The organism is Streptomyces olindensis, from assembly GCF_040645895.1.
In the GTDB taxonomy this organism is placed as follows: Bacteria; Actinomycetota; Actinomycetes; order Streptomycetales; family Streptomycetaceae; genus Streptomyces; species Streptomyces olindensis.
The window spans coordinates 43,323-59,058 of record NZ_JBEYZD010000054.1 but is presented as its reverse complement, the minus strand read 5'-3'; the positions used below and the strand labels follow the sequence as shown (position 1 = coordinate 59,058).

The following is a 15,736-nucleotide window of genomic DNA, read 5'->3' as shown; positions in this document are numbered from 1 at the left end:
GCTGCCCTGGAAGCAGAGGTGGGACTCGTCGGCGGTACCGGAGTCCGCCGCCGTCTTGCCCACCGGCGCCGACTCCCCGGCCCGGGGCCGTACAGCTGTGGCTGCGTACATCCTCCGACGCGTCATGGGCGCGGTGCTGTTGCTGCTGGTGGTCAGCGCAGTCACCTTCGCCATCTTCTTCCTGGTGCCCCGCCTCGGGGGCCAGACGGCCGACCAGTTGGCCACCCAGTACGTCGGCAAGGACGCGAACCCCGAGTCCGTCGCCGCGATCAAGAAGAACCTGGGACTGGACCAGCCCGTCTACGAGCAGTACTGGAACTTCATCAAGGGCCTCGTGGCGGGCGCCGACTACCGGTTCGGCCCCGACGCGACGCACTGCAGCGCACCCTGCTTCGGGTACTCCTTCAAGAGCCACATCGAGGTGTGGCCGCAGTTGGAGCAGCGGATCCCGGTCTCGTTCTCACTGGCCGTCGGTGCGGCCGTGATCTGGGTCGTCTCCGGTGTGACGATCGGCGTGATCTCCGCCCTGCGCAAGGGCAAGCCGATCGACCGCGTCTCCATGTTCATCGCGCTGGCCGGCGTCTCGCTGCCGATCTTCTTCACCGGCCAGATCCTGCTCGCGCTCTTCGTCTACGAGATCCCCGTGTGGGACAGCGTCGACTACGTCCCGTTCACCGAGAACCCCGCCGACTGGGCCTGGCATCTGCTGTTGCCCTGGGTCAGCCTCGCCTTCCTCTTCTCCGCGCTCTACGCCCGGCTCACCCGGGCGGGCATGCTGGAGACGATGAGTGAGGACTACATCAGAACGGCCAGGGCCAAGGGTCTGAAGGAGACCACGGTCGTGGCCAAGCACGGCCTGCGCTCCGCGCTCACCCCGATCGTCACCATCTTCGGCATGGACTTCGGCACCCTGGTCGGCACCGCGGTGCTCACCGAGACCGTCTTCTCCCTCCAGGGCATCGGCGCCTACTCGGTCCAGGCCATCAAGGACAACGACCTGCCCATCGTGATGGGCGTGACCCTGGTCGCCGCGTTCTTCATCGTCTTCTGCAATCTGATCGTCGACCTGGTGTACGCCGCCATCGACCCCCGGGTGAGGTACTCGTGAGCAAGCTCGACAAAGCCGCGCTCGGCGAACCGGACACCACCGCCCCGTCCGTCCCGGACGACGTGTTCCTGTCCGTCCGTGACCTGCGCATCCACTTCGACACCGACGACGGTCTGGTCAAGTCCGTGGACGGCGTCAGCTTCGACGTGCGCAAGGGCAAGACCCTGGGCATCGTGGGCGAGTCCGGCTCCGGCAAGTCCGTCACCTCGCTCGGCGTGATGGGCCTGCACCGCTCGGCCCGCGCCCATGTCTCCGGCGAGGTCTGGCTGGACGGCCAGGAGCTGGTCGGGGCCGACCCCGACGAGGTGCGGCGGCTGCGCGGCCGGAAGATGGCCATGATCTTCCAGGACCCGCTGTCGGCGATGCACCCCTACTACTCGGTCGGTCAGCAGATCGTCGAGGCGTACCGGGTCCACAACGACGTCAGCAAGAAGGTCGCCAAGCAGCGCGCCATCGAGATGCTGGACCGGGTCGGCATCCCCGAGCCCGCCAAGCGCGTGGACGGCTACCCGCACGAGTTCTCCGGCGGTATGCGCCAGCGTGCCATGATCGCCATGGCGCTGGTGAACAACCCCGAGCTGCTCATCGCGGACGAGCCGACCACCGCCCTGGACGTCACCGTGCAGGCGCAGATCCTGGACCTGATCCACGATCTGCAGAAGGAGTTCGGCTCCGCGGTCATCATGATCACCCACGACCTGGGCGTCGTCGCCGAGATGGCCGACGACCTGCTGGTCATGTACGGCGGCCGGTGCGTGGAGCGCGGTCCCGCCGAGGACGTGTTCTCCGAGCCCCGGCACCCCTACACCTGGGGCCTGCTCGGCTCGATGCCGCGGCTGGACCGGGAGGAGACCGACCGGCTCATCCCGATCAAGGGCGCGCCGCCCTCCCTGATCAACCTCCCGTCCGGCTGCGCCTTCCACCCGCGCTGCCCGTACGCGGACATCCCGAAGGACAACGTCACCCGCACGGTCCGCCCCGAGCTGACCGAGGTCGGCGGCTCGCACTGGGCCGCCTGCCACATGACGCAGGAGCAGCGGGAGCGTATCTGGACCGAAGAGATTGCGCCGAAGCTGTGAGCGACGACAAAACGGTGAGCACACCGGACACGAGCGGGAGCACCCTCACCAAGGACACCTCCGCCGACGGCGATGTCCTGCTGAAGGTGACCGGGCTGCAGAAGCACTTCCCGATCCGCAAGGGCCTGCTCCAGCGGCAGACCGGCGCGGTGCGCGCCGTCGACGGCATCGACTTCGAGGTCCGCAAGGGCGAGACGCTCGGCGTCGTCGGCGAGTCGGGCTGCGGCAAGTCCACGATGGGCCGGCTGATCACCCGGCTGCTCGAACCGACCGGCGGCACGGTCGAGTTCGAGGGCAAGGACATCACGCACCTGGGCACGAGCGATCTGCGCCCGATGCGCCGCGACGTGCAGATGATCTTCCAGGACCCGTACTCCTCGCTGAACCCGCGGCACACGATCGGCACGATCGTCAGCGCCCCCTTCCGGCTCCAGGGCGTCGAGCCCGAGGGCGGGGTGAAGAAGGAGGTGCAGCGGCTGCTGTCGGTGGTCGGCCTCAACCCCGAGCACTACAACCGCTATCCGCACGAGTTCTCCGGCGGCCAGCGCCAGCGCATCGGCATCGCCCGCGCGCTCGCGCTCAACCCCAAGCTCGTGGTGGCGGACGAGCCGGTCTCCGCGCTGGACGTGTCGATCCAGGCGCAGGTGGTGAACCTGCTGGACGACCTCCAGGAGGAACTGGGCCTGACGTATGTGATCATCGCGCACGACCTGTCGGTGGTCCGGCACGTCTCGGACCGGATCGCGGTGATGTACCTCGGCAAGATCGTCGAGCTGGCCGACCGCGACAAGCTGTACAAGTCGCCGATGCACCCGTACTCCAAGGCCCTGCTCTCGGCCGTGCCGATCCCGGACCCGAAGCGCCGGGGCGTCAAGAGCGAGCGCATCCTGCTCAGGGGCGACGTGCCCTCGCCGATCGCGCCGCCGAGCGGCTGCCGCTTCCACACCCGGTGCTGGAAGGCGACGGAGATCTGCAAGACGACCGAGCCGCCGCTGGTGGAGCTGCGCGCGGGGCAGCGCGTCGCCTGCCACCACCCGGAGAACTTCGAGGACCAGCAGCCGCAGGACACCGTGCTCCTGTCGGAGGCCAGGCAGGCCGTGGAGCTGGTGCCGACGGCGACCGTGGAGAAGTCGGCGCGGACGTCGGTGGCCGTGGCCGCCGAGGCGTCCCCCGGGGCCGCGCGCCCCGACGGCGACGCTCCGTCCGAGGCCGGCGCCCGGCCCGCGGACACCGGCAAGGCGGCCGGTGCCGCCGGGTCCGGGGAGTCCGGCGAGGCCTCCGGTGCCGCCGGGTCCGGGGAGTCCCCGGAGTCCGGAGGTTCGAAGGCGTAACCCCTGAGCGGTTCCGGGAAGCCCTGCCGCGGCGGCCCGGTCCGTACACGCGGCGCCTCGGCCCCCGATCCCTGTGCGGATCGGGGGCCGAGGCGTTGTCACCCGTCGCGTCGTCGGCGCACGCGACGGTGCCGCTCAGCCCGCCCGCTGCCCGGCGGGCTGGTCCAGCGCCCCCGACTGCGCGACCAGATAGGCGAGTTGGGCACGGCTGCGACTGCCCAGCGCCTCCGCGGCCTTCTTGATGTGGGCCGCGACCGTGCGGGAGCTCATGCCGAGGCGGCTCGCGATGCTCGCGTCGGTGTACCCGTCGACCATCAACCGCAGGATGGCCTGCCGCGTCTGGTCGGTCAGCAGCGGCGGCCGCTGGCAGGACGCCACGACGGGGATGGGATCCGCCCGCTCCCAGGCGTGCTCGAAGACACCGACGAGGTAGGCGACGACCCCCGGGTGCTCGATCATGAGCGCCGACTGGCGGCGCTCCTGCTGGGCGTTCGGGATGAAGGCCACGGTCCGGTCGCAGATGATCAGGCGCTCGAACAGTTCGTCGAGCGTGCGGACCTCGGCTCCGTTCTTGGCCACGTGCTCGATGTAGGTCAGGGTGGGGCCGTGCGAGCGGGCGGTGTGCTGGTACAGGGTGCGTTGCCGGACCCCCCGCGCCAGCAGGGCCAGGTCCCGGTCGAGCGCTTCGGCCAGTATGTTCTCGGAACGGCCGCCGCCGGGCTGGGCCGTGAGGAGTTCCTCCCGGCAGGACCGTACGGCCTCCTCCAGCGACGCGCTGATGGCCTCCTCGCCCAGAAGCGGCCGGACGGGTGCTCGTCGCTGTTGTTGCACGTCCGCGTAGGTGCTGTTGGCACGCGAGATCGCGAGGTGCAGTGCGGCCAGGGCATCCTGCTGTTCCAGGATGACGCGCTGGATGGGCTGGCTGAGCACGCTCAGGGCGACGTCCGGTGACACGGGTTCGAGTGATCCGGAGTCGGATGCGGCGGGCCGGAGCAGCCCCAGGGTATGGAGACACTCCGCCACCTCGGTCGAGGTGCTGCCGTTCATGAGTGCGTCCCGGTACTGATTGAGTCCCCGGTCGCAGAGCTCCACCTCACCGGTTCTGGCGAGGTTGTCCATTTCTGTGCACATGTGCCCCCCCTTCAGGTTTCCGTAGTGCAGATTCATGATCCCACCTGCGGCTGGATCTGTGCCCTCAGTGTCGGCAGGATCTCTTTCCGTCACAGGGGGCGGTGAAAAGGCCGTCTCGTGCAGGATTTTGGGGGACTGACATGAAGACGCGATATCGGCGTGCGGTGGGCATGCTCGCGGCCGGAGCCTTCTCGGCTCTTGCGCTGTGGATGTCCGGTCCGACGGGGGGCGGCTTCTCGGTCGCCGAGGCGAACGTCACCGTCAAGCCCGACGATTCCGGGTGGGGCGCGTGACCATCATCGGCAGCGACGCACGGGAAACGGTCCTTCTGGGGGAATTCCGCAGAAGGCTCGACGACCTGAAGGTGAACGGGCTCTACCGCGAATTCATCGCGGGTGCCCACCGGGCCGACGACCGTGGCCAGACGCAGTACGGCGACCGGCGGCTCCAGGTCTGGTGCAGCAACGACTACCTGGGGCTGAGCCAGCATCCGGACGTCATTCTCGCGCAGATCGAGTCCACCTTCCGGCACGGCACCGGAAACGGCGGGTCCCGCAATATCGCCGGCACCAGCGCCAGTCATGTCGAGCTGGAGGAGAGGCTGGCCGCCTGGCACGGGAAAGAGCGGGCGCTGATCTTCTCCAGCGGGTACGTCGCGAACTTCGAGTCGCTGAGCACGATGATCTCCGCGATGCCGGACACGGTCGTGTTCTCGGACGCCCTGAATCACCGCTCGCTCATTGAGGGAATATCCCGCACCGGCTGCCGGAAGCATGTATTCCGGCACAACGACGCGGACGCTCTGGAAAGCGATCTCGCCCAGTACCCGCTTGAGCAGCCCAAGATCATCGTGTTCGAGACCGTCTATTCCATGGACGGCGACGTGGCGCCCCTGAGTGCCTTTCTCGATCTCGCCGAGAGGTACAACGCGCTCACTTTCGTCGACGAGACGCACGCCATCGGCGTGCGCGGACCGACGGGCGCGGGCCTGAGCGAGGAACTCGGCGACCACCGGGCGACCTTCATCCAGGGGGTCTTCGGCAAGGCCATCGGCACGGTCGGCGGCTATGTGGCCGGCCCCGACAGCGCCCTGGACTACGTGCGCTCCTTCGCCCCCGGCTTCATCTTCACCACCGCCCTGCCCCAGGCCGGCGTGGACGCCACGCTCAAGGGCCTGGAACTGGTGCAGCGGGACGGGGAACTGCGCGTCGCCCTCGACGCGGGGACCCGGTACGCGAAGAACGCCCTGCGCGCGGCCGGCATCGACTTCATCGACGCCGACAGCCATCTCGTGCCCGTGATGGTCCCGGGCGCCGAGCGCGTCCGCCGCGTGGCCCGGCGCCTGCTGGACGACTTCGGCATCTACGTCCAGCCCATCAACTTCCCCTCGGTGCCCAGGGGCACCGAACGGTTCCGGGTGACCGTGGCTCCGTACCGCACCCGGGAGCAGATCGACTACTTCGTCCAGGCGCTCAGCGCGTGCCTGGCAGACGCCTGAGGGAGACTCTCGTGAAGTTCACCGACATCACCCCGTACATCGGCGCCGAGCTGACCGGTGCCGCGTACGAGGACCTGGAGCGGCCCGAGGTCTTCGACGAACTCGTACGCGGCGTGCACGAGCGGCAGCTGGTCGTCGTGCGCTCCATCGACCTCACGCCGAAGCAGCAGATCGCCCTGGCCACGCGCCTCGGCCGGCCGGTGCCGTTCGTGATCAGCAAGTACCGCCACCCGGAGTACCCGGAGATCATGATCTCGTCCAACGAGGTCAAGAACGACAAGCCGATCGGCGTGGCCCGGGTGGGCAACTTCTGGCACCAGGACTCCACCTTCGTCGCCGACCCCGCGCCGTTCACCATGCTGCACGGCGTCAACGTCCCCGGCACCAGCGGCCACACCCTCTTCGCCAGCGCCGTGGACGTGTACGACCGGCTGCCCGAGGAGTGGAAGCGGAAGCTGGCCGACGCCACCGGGATCCACACCGTGTCCAAGCGGCTGCGGATCCGCCCGGAGCACGTCGGGCTGTCCGCCGCGGAGTTCAAGGCGCAGGCCGAGACCGAGCACCCGCCCGTGCGCCACCCGCTGGTCCGCCACGACGAGGTCACCGGCCGCCCGTACCTGTACGGGTCCCGCGAGTACATGGAGGGCGTCGTCGGCTTCGACGCCAACGAGACCGAAGAGTTCTTCACCCTCGTCGACGGTCTGATCCAGGACCCCGAGCACGTCTACACCCACCGCTGGACCACCAACGACCTGCTGGTGTGGAAGACCCGGACGACGTACCACGCGGCCACCGACGTGGAGCCGGGCGTGTCCCGGACGGTGCACCGGGTGAGCATCGAATCGGGTGAGCAGTGGGCGGCATAGTCGACTTCGACGTATGCTTCCCCGCCTCCCGGATCAGTGCCGAGGACATGCACGCCGCGTCCGGCGTGCCGGTCCCGGACATCCTGGAGGTCACCCACAGCAAGGAGTTCCCCGCCCTCGGGGAGCACGAGCTGTCCTGGGAGCTGGCGCTGCGGGCGGCCTCGGCCGTCCTGCGGCGCACGCCGGTGCCGCGTGGCGCCATCCGCCAGGTGATCTACGCGGGTTCGGGCGAGTGGGACGTCCCGTTCTGGTCGCCCGCCGCGAAGGTCGCCCATGAGCTGGGCATCGACCGCGCGCACTGCTTCGAGGTCACCAACTTCTGCAACGCCGGCACGGTGGCCCTGCGGGTGGCCCTGGACGGGTCCGTCCCGGGCCCGGGGGAGTACGCCCTGGTGCTCGTCGCCGACCGGCTCAGCCGGATGGTGGACCACACCGACCCCGAATCCCGGGCGCTGTTCAACTTCGGGGACGCCGCGGCGGCGATGCTCGTCGCCGCCGACGGCCCCCGGTCGTTCGAGCTGCTGCACTCGGCCATGCGCACCGATCCCGGCTGGGTGGACTACTACGCGGGGGAGTGGCGGCAGAGCCGGGTCAGGATCCGCCGGGAGCCGCACCGGCCCGGGCTGTCCGAGGCGTACGTCGAGAACTTCTCCCGGCTGCTCCGGGAGACCCTCACGGCGCTCGGCCGGACGCCGGACGACATCGACCACTTCCTGATCAACCAGGGCGACCGGCGGATGCACGAACGGCTGCTGGACACCATCGGGATCCCGGCCGGGCGCAGCGTCTTCAACTACGACCGCCTGGGCCACATGGGCGGCGCCGACACCCTCATCGCCCTGCGGCAACTGGCCGACGAGCGGCGGCTGCGCCGCGGGGACCTGGTCGTGCTGGCGACCAGCGCGATGGGGTTCAGCTGGGGCATCACGGCCTTGGAATACCGGGGGACGCAAGGATGAGGATTCTCGTCATACACCAGGTTCCGTACCGCAAGATCGACTACCACCGCGGTATCGACCACGACCGTCACGACGTCACGTACATCGGCCAGCCGCACCGCATGGCCGACCTGCCCGCCGAACTCAGGTGCCGCCGGCTGGTGCTCGACGAGGGCGAGGACCTCCTGGACGGCGTCCTCGCCCGCACCTCGCGTGACGACGGCTACGAAAAGGTGCTCTCCCTCTCGGAGTTCGCCATGTTCGAGGCCCGGCGCGTGCGGGAGCACCTCGGTCTGCCCGGCCCGGACCTCGCGCAGGTGGAGCGGGTGCGCGACAAGGTCAGCATGAAGGCCGCCCTGGCCGGCTCGGGCCTGCGGTACCCGCGTTTCGTCGCCGCCCCGCCCGCGTGCGGCCCGCTGCCCTGGTCCGGCCCGACCGTCGTCAAGCCCCGGCAGGGCGCCTCCAGCGAGGGTGTCACCGTGTACGCGACCGCCAGGGAGGCCCTGACCGCCTACCGCAGGCTGGACCAGCCGCGCGAGCACCAGCTGGAGGAGTACGTCGAGGGCGACATCCTGCACGCCGACGGGCTGGTCAGCGACGGCGAGCTGGTGCACCTCGTGGTGAGCCGGTACATCACCAAGCCGGTCGACTTCGTCACCGGGACTCCGCTCGGCTCCTACCAACTGCCCTACGACGAGCGGCACTTCGCCTTCGCCGCCCGCGTCGTCGAGGCGCTCGGCATCACCGAGGGATGCCTCCACCTGGAGATGTTCGAGACCCCCGAGGGAGACCTGGTCTTCCTGGAGGTCGCCAACCGGGTCGGCGGCGCCGGGGTCATCACCGCGCACGAACGGCACAGCGGCGTCCACCTGCCCACGCACGAGATCGCCATCCGGCTGGGGCTCGACCGGCCGGAGCCGTCCGGGGCCACCGGGCGGTACCACGCGTGGCTGGTGTTCCCGGGGCACCACCTGCCGCCGGGCACGACGGTCGACGTCACCGTCCCCGACCACCTGGCGCACCACCCCTGCGTGGACCGGCTGCACCGGCTCGGCCCGGCCGAGCCGCTGCCGGACCACGTCACCTACCAGGAATGGCTGGTGCCGGTGTTCGTGGAGGCCTCCCACCCGGACTCGGCCGTCCTGGGCGAGTTCCTGCGCGAGTGCGTCCGCTCCATCTCGGTGAAGCCGTCCGCGCCCGGGGCGGCCGCCACGGCCGTGGAGCTCCCCGCCCTCGGGGAGTCCGCCCCCGCAGAGCCGTCCGCCCCCGCCGAGCTGAGGAACGCCTCATGAGGTACTACCCCACCGATCTGCTGCTGGCGGTCGAGGACGCCGAGCGGGCCCTCGCCGACCCGGACTCCGGTCTCGCCCGGCTGCTCCACGAGGCCGGGCTGCCCGGCCTGTCCGGGCTGTTCGCCGGTGCCGCCGTCACCGAGGGACTGGACGGGCTCCTCGGGGGCCTCGGCCAGTACCCCTGGCAGCCGGCCGTCGACAGCGACGACGTCTACCTGATCTCACCGGCGGGCGTGGTCGTCCTCGACGACCACCGGCCCGGCAACACCCTGCGCGGACTGCTGCTCGCCTGGGCCGTGGGCAACGAGGTCGTCGTCCGCACCGCCCGGGAGCCCTTCTGGACCGCGCTCGCCGGACGACTGCGCGCCTTCGGCCACCCTCTTCCGCCGCTGCGGGTGACCGCCCCGGACGCCCCGGTCCCCGCCGGGGCACGGCCGGTCGCCGTCCCCGACGTCGTACCGGTCCTGCGCACCGGCACGTCCGACGCCCCTCCCGGACTCCCCTTCGACCCGGCCGTCTTCGCCGAGCCGGTCTCGGGCCCGCGTCCCGGCGACACCGAGGACATCCTGCTCGTCCTCGGACCGCGGGACGCCGCCGACCCGGCCGGGCTGGTCGCCGACGTGCCCGCAGAGGACTGCCGGGCGCCGTGGCCGCACCGGCTCCTGCGGCGCGAGCACCTGCGCGGCACGACCCTGTCCGCGGCCCGGAGCGCCGACCGGGCACAGGAGGCCGACCGGGTGGGCGCCCGGCTGCGCTACCTCGTCGGGCAGGCCCGCCGCACCCCGTATTACCGCGACCTGCCGGCCGTGACCGGTCTCGACGACCTCGGCCGGCTGCCCGTCCTGGAGAAGGCGGCGCTGGAGGCGAACTCCCTGCCGGGCAGCCGCGGCCTGTCCACCGACCGGCCGCGCACGGGCGAGGTGCTGCGCAGCGGCGCCAGCACCGGCGCCCCCCGCTACATCGTGTACTCCCGCACCGACTGGGAGAACATGATCCGCGAGGCCATCCCCCTCTTCCGCACCCTCGGCCTGGAGAACGGCGACCGGCTGATCAACACCCTGTACGGCGGCGGCCTGTACGGCGGTCTGAGCACCACCCTGTGCGAACTGTCGCGGATGCCCCTGGAGTGCTACTCCACCGCGCAGGCCATCTCGGTGGACGACCTGCTGATGCTCTGCGAGAGCTTCGAGGCGAACGTCCTGCTGGGCCTGCCCGTGCTGATCATGCCGCTGCTGCGCGAGGCGAAGCAGCGCCGGCCCGGCCTGCGCCTGGAGAAGGTCGTCTACGGCGGCACGCCCATGACCGAGACCGACAAGGACTGGCTGCGCCAGGAGCTCGGCACCCGGGTCGTCACCAGCATCCTCGCCGCCAACGACGGTGCCCAACTGGGCTACCAGTGCGCGGAGATGGGCGGGACCCTGCACCACGCCTGCCCCGACTACAACCTCATCGAGGTCGTCGACGAGAACCTCGACCCGGTCCCGGCGGGCGAACCCGGCGAACTGCTGATCACCAGCCTGCAGAAGTTCGAGGGCCCGCTGATCCGCTACCGCATCGGCGACCTGGGCCGGGTCTTCCACCACGACTGCCCGTGCGGTGTGTCCGGACCCGTGCTGGAGTACCTCGGCCGCGCCGACGGCATGATCAAGGTCAAGGGCGCCACGGTCACCCACGCCGAGATGCTCGCGGCCCTGGAGGTGTTCCGGGTCTCCCAGCTCCAGCTGGAGATCGTCTCCGTGGACGGCCGGGAGACCGTGATCACCCGGGTCGAGTCGCCCCTGACCCTGGACGCCGGGGAGGTCCGCGACCACCTGGTGCGGCAGTTCAAGACCCTCGACCAGGAGCACCTGTTCGACGACGCGCTCGACGTCTTCGAGCTGGTCGTCGAGTGCCACCCCGAAGGCGGCCTCACCCGCAACGCCACCAGCGGCAAGATCAAGCCCGTCATCGACCGCCGCCTGGTGGACGCATGACCGGCGACACGGCCCCCGGCCCCGCTCCCGCGCCGTACCTCGCCCATCCGCACCTCGCCGGGGACCTCGTCACCTTCGTCGCCGACGGCGACGTCTGGCTGGCCCCGCTCGCGGAGGCCGCCGGGACGGCCGCGGTCGCCCGGCGCGTCACCACCGGCGCAGCGTCCGCCGCACACCCCCGGCTCAGCCCCGACGCCCGGCGCGTGGCCTGGACGGCGGACCACGACCTGCACACGGCCGTGGTGGCCGGGCCGGACCTGCCCGGCTCCGAGCCGTACCGGCGCCTGACCCACTGGGGCGACGCCGACTGCGCGGTACGGGGCTGGCTGTCCCCCACCGAGGTACTGGCCGTCAGGAGCAGCCCCGGACACGGCAAGTGGCGCACCCGCGCCTGGGCCGTGCCGCTGGACCGCCCCGCGCGCTGCCTGCCGTACGGCCCCGCCGACGAGGTCGCGCACGGGCCGGACGGCGCGGTCCTGCTGGGCACACCCGTCTTCCGGGACCCCGCCTGCTGGAAGCGGTACGGCGGCGGCATGGGCGGCCGGATCTGGTACGCGCCGGACGGTGCCGAGTTCACCCGGATCCTCGCGGACGTCGGCGGACACCTCGTCAACCCCATGTGGGTGGACGGGCGTATCGCCTTCCTCTCCGACCACGAGGGCACCGGCGCCCTGTACTCCACCGCGCGGGACGGCTCCGGGCTGCGCCGGCACACGCCGACGACGGGCCACTACGCCCGCCACGCGACGACCGACGGCAGCCGGGTCGTCTACGCCGCCGGCGGCGACCTGTGGCTGCTGCCGTCGCTCGACGCCGCGCCCGTACGCCTGCGCATCACGCTCGGCGCCCTGCGCGCCGGACGGCTGCCGTTCCAGGTCACCGGCGAACAGGCGCTGGGCGACTTCGCCCTGGACGCCGCCGGGGACACCCTCGCCGTCGAGGTGCGCGGCACCGTCCACCTGCTGTCCACCGCGAGCGGGGTGCCCCGCACCCTGCTCGACGACCCGGGCGTGCGCCGCCGGCTGCCCGTCGCGCTGTCCCCGGACGGCGTCGTCGTCTGTGTGAGCGACGCGGGCGGCGAGGACGGCCTGGAGATCACCGGGCCGGACGGCTCCGGCCCCCGCCGCATCGGACACGGCGAGTTCGGCCGCGTGGCCGCACTGGCCGCTGCGCCGGACGGCGGGAGCTGCGCGGTGGCCTGCGAGGACGGACGTCTGCTCGTCGTCGACCTCGACTCCGGCAAGATCACCGAGATCACCCGCAGCGCCCACCGCGAGGTGCGCGGCATCGCCTTCTCCCCGGACTCCCGCCATCTCGCGTGGGCGGAGCTGTACCGCCCGTCGGACGGGTCGACCCCGGCGGAGGGCTCGCACATCCGCCTCGCCCGCCTGGCCGACGGCCGGACCACCGACGTCACCGCCCCGCGCTTCAACGACACCGACCCGGTCTTCACCCGCGACGGCAGGTTCCTGGCGTTCCTGTCCAACCGCACCTTCGACCCCGTGTACGACCAGCACAGCTTCGACCTCGGCTTCCTGCCCGGCGTCCGCCCCTACCTGGTGGCGCTCGCGTCCGGCACGCCCTCGCCGTTCGGCCCCGGGCCCGCGCCCGGCCGGGCGCGGTCGCACACTCCGGAGGACGGTCCGGCCGCGCCCCCGGTCGACTTCGAGGGCCTCGCCGACCGGATCGTCCCGGTGCCGGTCGGACCCGGTCTGCGCACCGGCCTGACCGCGGTGGCCGGCGGACTGGCGTGGCTCCGCCACCCCCTGACCGGCAACCTCGGCGAGGCGACGGCCGGACCGGACGGCACCGGAACCCGCCTGGAGCACTACGACCTGACGACCCGCCAGTGCGGTCTGCTCGCCGAGGACGCCGACCGGTACGCCGTCTCCGGCGACGGACTGCGCCTGGCCGTACGGGTCCCCGGCCGCCTGCTGGCCGGGCCCGCGGCCCCGGGCGGCGAGCGGACGCCGGTGCCGGCCGGCCGGATCCGCGTGACCGTCGACCCGGTCGCCGAGCGCCGGCAGATGTTCGACGAGGCCTGGCGGCTCATGCGGGACGGCTTCTGGCGCGCCGACCTCGCCGGGACCGACTGGGCCGGGCACCGCGAGCGCTACGCCGAGCTGGCGGCCCGGGCCGGCACCCAGGCCGAACTCGCCGACGTGCTCTGGGAACTCCACGGCGAACTGGGCGCCTCGCACGCCTACGTACGGCCGCCCGCCCCGGCACCGGCCACCCCGGCGCCGGGCCTGCTCGGCGCCGACCTGTCGCCGGACGGCGACGGCACCTGGCGCATCGACCGGATCGTGCCGGGGGAGTCCTCGGCGCCCGCGGCACGCTCGCCGCTGGCCGAACCCGGGGTCGACGCGCGCGTCGGAGACCGGATCGTCGCGGTGCACGGCAGGCCCGTGGACCCCGTGCACGGACCCGCGCCGGCTCTCGCCGGCCGGGCCGGGGAGCCGGTCGTCCTGACGCTGCGCCGGGACGGCCGCGACCACGACGCCGTGGTCGTCCCCCTCGCCTCGGACGCCGAGCTGAGGTACCACGACCTGGTGCGCGCACGCCGGGCCACGGTCCGCGAGCGCTCCGGCGGCCGGCTCGGCTATCTGCACCTGCCGGACATGATGTCCGCCGGCTGGGCGGCACTCCACCGGGACCTCGGACCGGAACTCGCCCGCGACGGACTGCTCGTGGACCTGCGGGGCAACACCGGGGGCCACATCTCGCCGCTGCTGCTGGAGAAACTCGGCCGCCGGATCAGCGGCTGGGACGTGTCCCGCCGCTGCGGCCCCGCGCCCTACCCGCAGGAGGCGCCGCGCGGCCCGGTCGTCGTCCTCGCCGACGAACGGACCGGCTCCGACGCCGAGATGGCCGTCCACGCCGTACGCCACCACGGCATCGGCCGGGTGGTCGGCACCCGCACCTGGGGCGGGGCGCTCGGCATGGACGACCCCCGCGTCCTGGCCGACGGCACCCTCGTCACCCAGCCGCAGCACGCGTTCTGGTTCGACGGGCCCGGATGGGGCCTGGAGAACCGGGGCGTGGACCCCGACGTCGAGGTCCCGATCGCGCCCCAGGACTGGGCGGCGGGCCGCGACCCGCAACTGGAGGCGGCCGTGCGCGAGGCCCTCTCCGCGCTGCGCCTCACCCCCGCGGCGGTGCCTCCCGCCCACTGATTCCCGGCCTCCGCACGCCCACCCGTCCCCGAGACCTCCCCGAGATTCCGAGACAAGGAAGAACGATGACGACCGCAGTGACCCCACAGACGCAAGAGACCCCGCCACAGAGTCTCTGGCGTCACCGTGACTTCATGCTCCTGTGGAGCGGACAGACCGTCAGCGAGGTGGGCTCCAACATCACCCAGCTGACGCTTCCCCTGGTGGCGCTGCTCATGCTCGACGCCACCACCTTCGAGGTCGGTCTGCTCACCGCCGCGACGACCCTGCCCTTCCTGCTGGTGGCCCTCCCCGCCGGGCCCGTGGTCGACCGTGTCATGAAGCGGCGCCTGATGGTGTGGTGCGACCTCGGCCGCATGGTGCTGGCCGGCTCCATCCCGGTCGCCGCGGTGCTCGGCGTCCTCACCCTGGTGCAGCTCTACCTGGTGGCCCTGGCCATGGGTGTGCTGTCCGTCTTCTTCGCCATCGCCTACCAGAGCTACCTGCCCTCGCTCGTCGCCAAGGACCAGCTCGTCGACGCCAACGGCAAGCTCGGCGCCACCCAGTCCTTCGCGCAGCTCACCGGATCGAGCTTCGGCGGCGCCCTGGTCACCCTGCTCGGCGCCGCGAAGGCCATGGCCGCCGACGCCGTGTCGTTCGGCGTCTCCGCGCTCACCCTGGTGCTGATCCGCACGCCCGAGCCGGCCCCCGAGCGTCCCGCCGAGAAGCGCCGGCTGCGCACCGAGATCGCCGAGGGCCTGCGTTTCGTCGTCGGCCACCCGATCCTGCGCAAGCTCGTCGCGTCCACCGCGGTCTCGAACTTCTTCGGCACGATCGTGCTCAGCCTCCAGACCGTCTACCTGGTCCGCGAGCTGAAGGCCGAACCGTGGGTGATCGGCCTGGTGATGGGCGGTTCGGCGGTCGGCGGCCTGGCCGGCGGCCTGATCGCCAACTGGGTCGGCAAGAAGATCGGCACGGCCCGGATGATCTGGCTCCCGGCGCTGTGCTTCGGCTGGGCCGGACTGCTCATCCCGGCGGCACAGCCGGGCTGGTCCACCGTCCTGGTGGCCGTCGGCATGACGATGCTCATGGTCATCTTCGTGCTCTACAACAGCTCCCAGGTCTCCTACCGGCAGACCATCACCCCGCCGGAGCTGCTCGGGCGCATGAACGCCTCGGTGCGCTGGATCATGTGGGGCACCATGCCGCTCGGCGCCCTGGCGGGCGGCGCGCTCGGCACGTACGTCGGCGTCCGTCCGATGCTGACGGTCTCGGCCCTCGGCGACTGGCTGGCCGTCCTGTTCATCGTCTTCTCCCCGCTGCGCAAGCTCCGGGACGTGCCCAAGGAGTAGCGCGGAGAGGAGG

Annotated in this window: 12 protein-coding genes; 11 read left to right on the top strand and 1 reads right to left on the bottom strand. The window is 71.8% G+C overall.

Going from position 1 to position 15,736, the window contains the following annotated elements:
* Nucleotides 1-97 precede the first annotated feature (97 nt).
* Genes ABZ948_RS29195 through ABZ948_RS29185 form a run of 3 tightly spaced genes read left to right on the top strand, consistent with a single transcriptional unit; the run spans nt 98 to nt 3,518 of the window.
* Entirely contained in the window at nt 98-1,108 is a 1,011-nt protein-coding gene (locus ABZ948_RS29195; RefSeq protein ID WP_359764424.1) for an ABC transporter permease, read from the top strand.
* A complete protein-coding gene (locus ABZ948_RS29190; protein ID WP_359764423.1) occupies nt 1,105-2,187 on the top strand; it encodes an ABC transporter ATP-binding protein in 1,083 nt (360 codons plus the stop codon). Before ABZ948_RS29195 ends, ABZ948_RS29190 begins: the two co-directional genes overlap by 4 nt.
* Nucleotides 2,184-3,518, top strand: a complete 1,335-nt coding sequence (locus ABZ948_RS29185; protein ID WP_435857636.1) for an ABC transporter ATP-binding protein — start codon at nt 2,184-2,186, stop codon at nt 3,516-3,518. Before ABZ948_RS29190 ends, ABZ948_RS29185 begins: the two co-directional genes overlap by 4 nt.
* A 135-nt stretch (nt 3,519-3,653) precedes the next feature.
* Here the strand turns inward: ABZ948_RS29185 and ABZ948_RS29180 are convergent, their stop codons facing one another.
* On the bottom strand, nt 3,654-4,565 hold the full coding sequence (locus tag ABZ948_RS29180) for a LuxR C-terminal-related transcriptional regulator (protein ID WP_359764421.1): 912 nt from the start codon (nt 4,563-4,565) through the stop codon (nt 3,654-3,656).
* A gap of 224 nt (nt 4,566-4,789) precedes the next feature.
* On the opposite strand from ABZ948_RS29180, the gene ABZ948_RS29175 reads away from it, so the two are divergent.
* The 8 genes from ABZ948_RS29175 (at nt 4,790) to ABZ948_RS29140 (ending at nt 15,723) form a co-directional block, all read left to right on the top strand.
* Nucleotides 4,790-4,942, top strand: coding sequence for a hypothetical protein (locus tag ABZ948_RS29175; RefSeq protein ID WP_359764419.1), 153 nt, complete (start codon nt 4,790-4,792; stop codon nt 4,940-4,942).
* Nucleotides 4,939-6,147, top strand: a complete 1,209-nt coding sequence (gene hemA / locus ABZ948_RS29170; RefSeq protein ID WP_359764417.1) for a 5-aminolevulinate synthase — start codon at nt 4,939-4,941, stop codon at nt 6,145-6,147. Before ABZ948_RS29175 ends, hemA begins: the two co-directional genes overlap by 4 nt.
* Before the next feature lie 11 nt (nt 6,148-6,158).
* Nucleotides 6,159-7,013, top strand: coding sequence for a TauD/TfdA dioxygenase family protein (locus tag ABZ948_RS29165; protein ID WP_359764415.1), 855 nt, complete (start codon nt 6,159-6,161; stop codon nt 7,011-7,013).
* Complete coding sequence (locus ABZ948_RS29160) at nt 7,001-7,972, top strand: 3-oxoacyl-ACP synthase III family protein (RefSeq protein WP_359764413.1); 972 nt, start codon at nt 7,001-7,003, stop codon at nt 7,970-7,972. Before ABZ948_RS29165 ends, ABZ948_RS29160 begins: the two co-directional genes overlap by 13 nt.
* Nucleotides 7,969-9,243: an ATP-grasp domain-containing protein gene (locus tag ABZ948_RS29155; protein ID WP_359764411.1), complete on the top strand. Its 1,275-nt coding sequence runs from the start codon at nt 7,969-7,971 to the stop codon at nt 9,241-9,243. Before ABZ948_RS29160 ends, ABZ948_RS29155 begins: the two co-directional genes overlap by 4 nt.
* Nucleotides 9,240-11,216 carry a phenylacetate--CoA ligase family protein gene (locus tag ABZ948_RS29150; RefSeq protein ID WP_359764409.1) on the top strand — a complete coding sequence of 659 codons (1,977 nt, stop codon included), beginning with the start codon at nt 9,240-9,242 and terminating at the stop codon, nt 11,214-11,216. Before ABZ948_RS29155 ends, ABZ948_RS29150 begins: the two co-directional genes overlap by 4 nt.
* Nucleotides 11,213-14,392 (top strand): S41 family peptidase, encoded by a 3,180-nt coding sequence (locus tag ABZ948_RS29145; RefSeq protein ID WP_359764407.1) that lies wholly within the window; start codon nt 11,213-11,215, stop codon nt 14,390-14,392. The genes ABZ948_RS29150 and ABZ948_RS29145 overlap by 4 nt, the downstream gene beginning before the upstream one ends.
* Nucleotides 14,393-14,457: 65 nt before the next feature.
* A complete protein-coding gene (locus ABZ948_RS29140; RefSeq protein WP_359764406.1) occupies nt 14,458-15,723 on the top strand; it encodes an MFS transporter in 1,266 nt (421 codons plus the stop codon).
* The last annotated feature ends 13 nt before the right edge of the window (nt 15,724-15,736 follow it).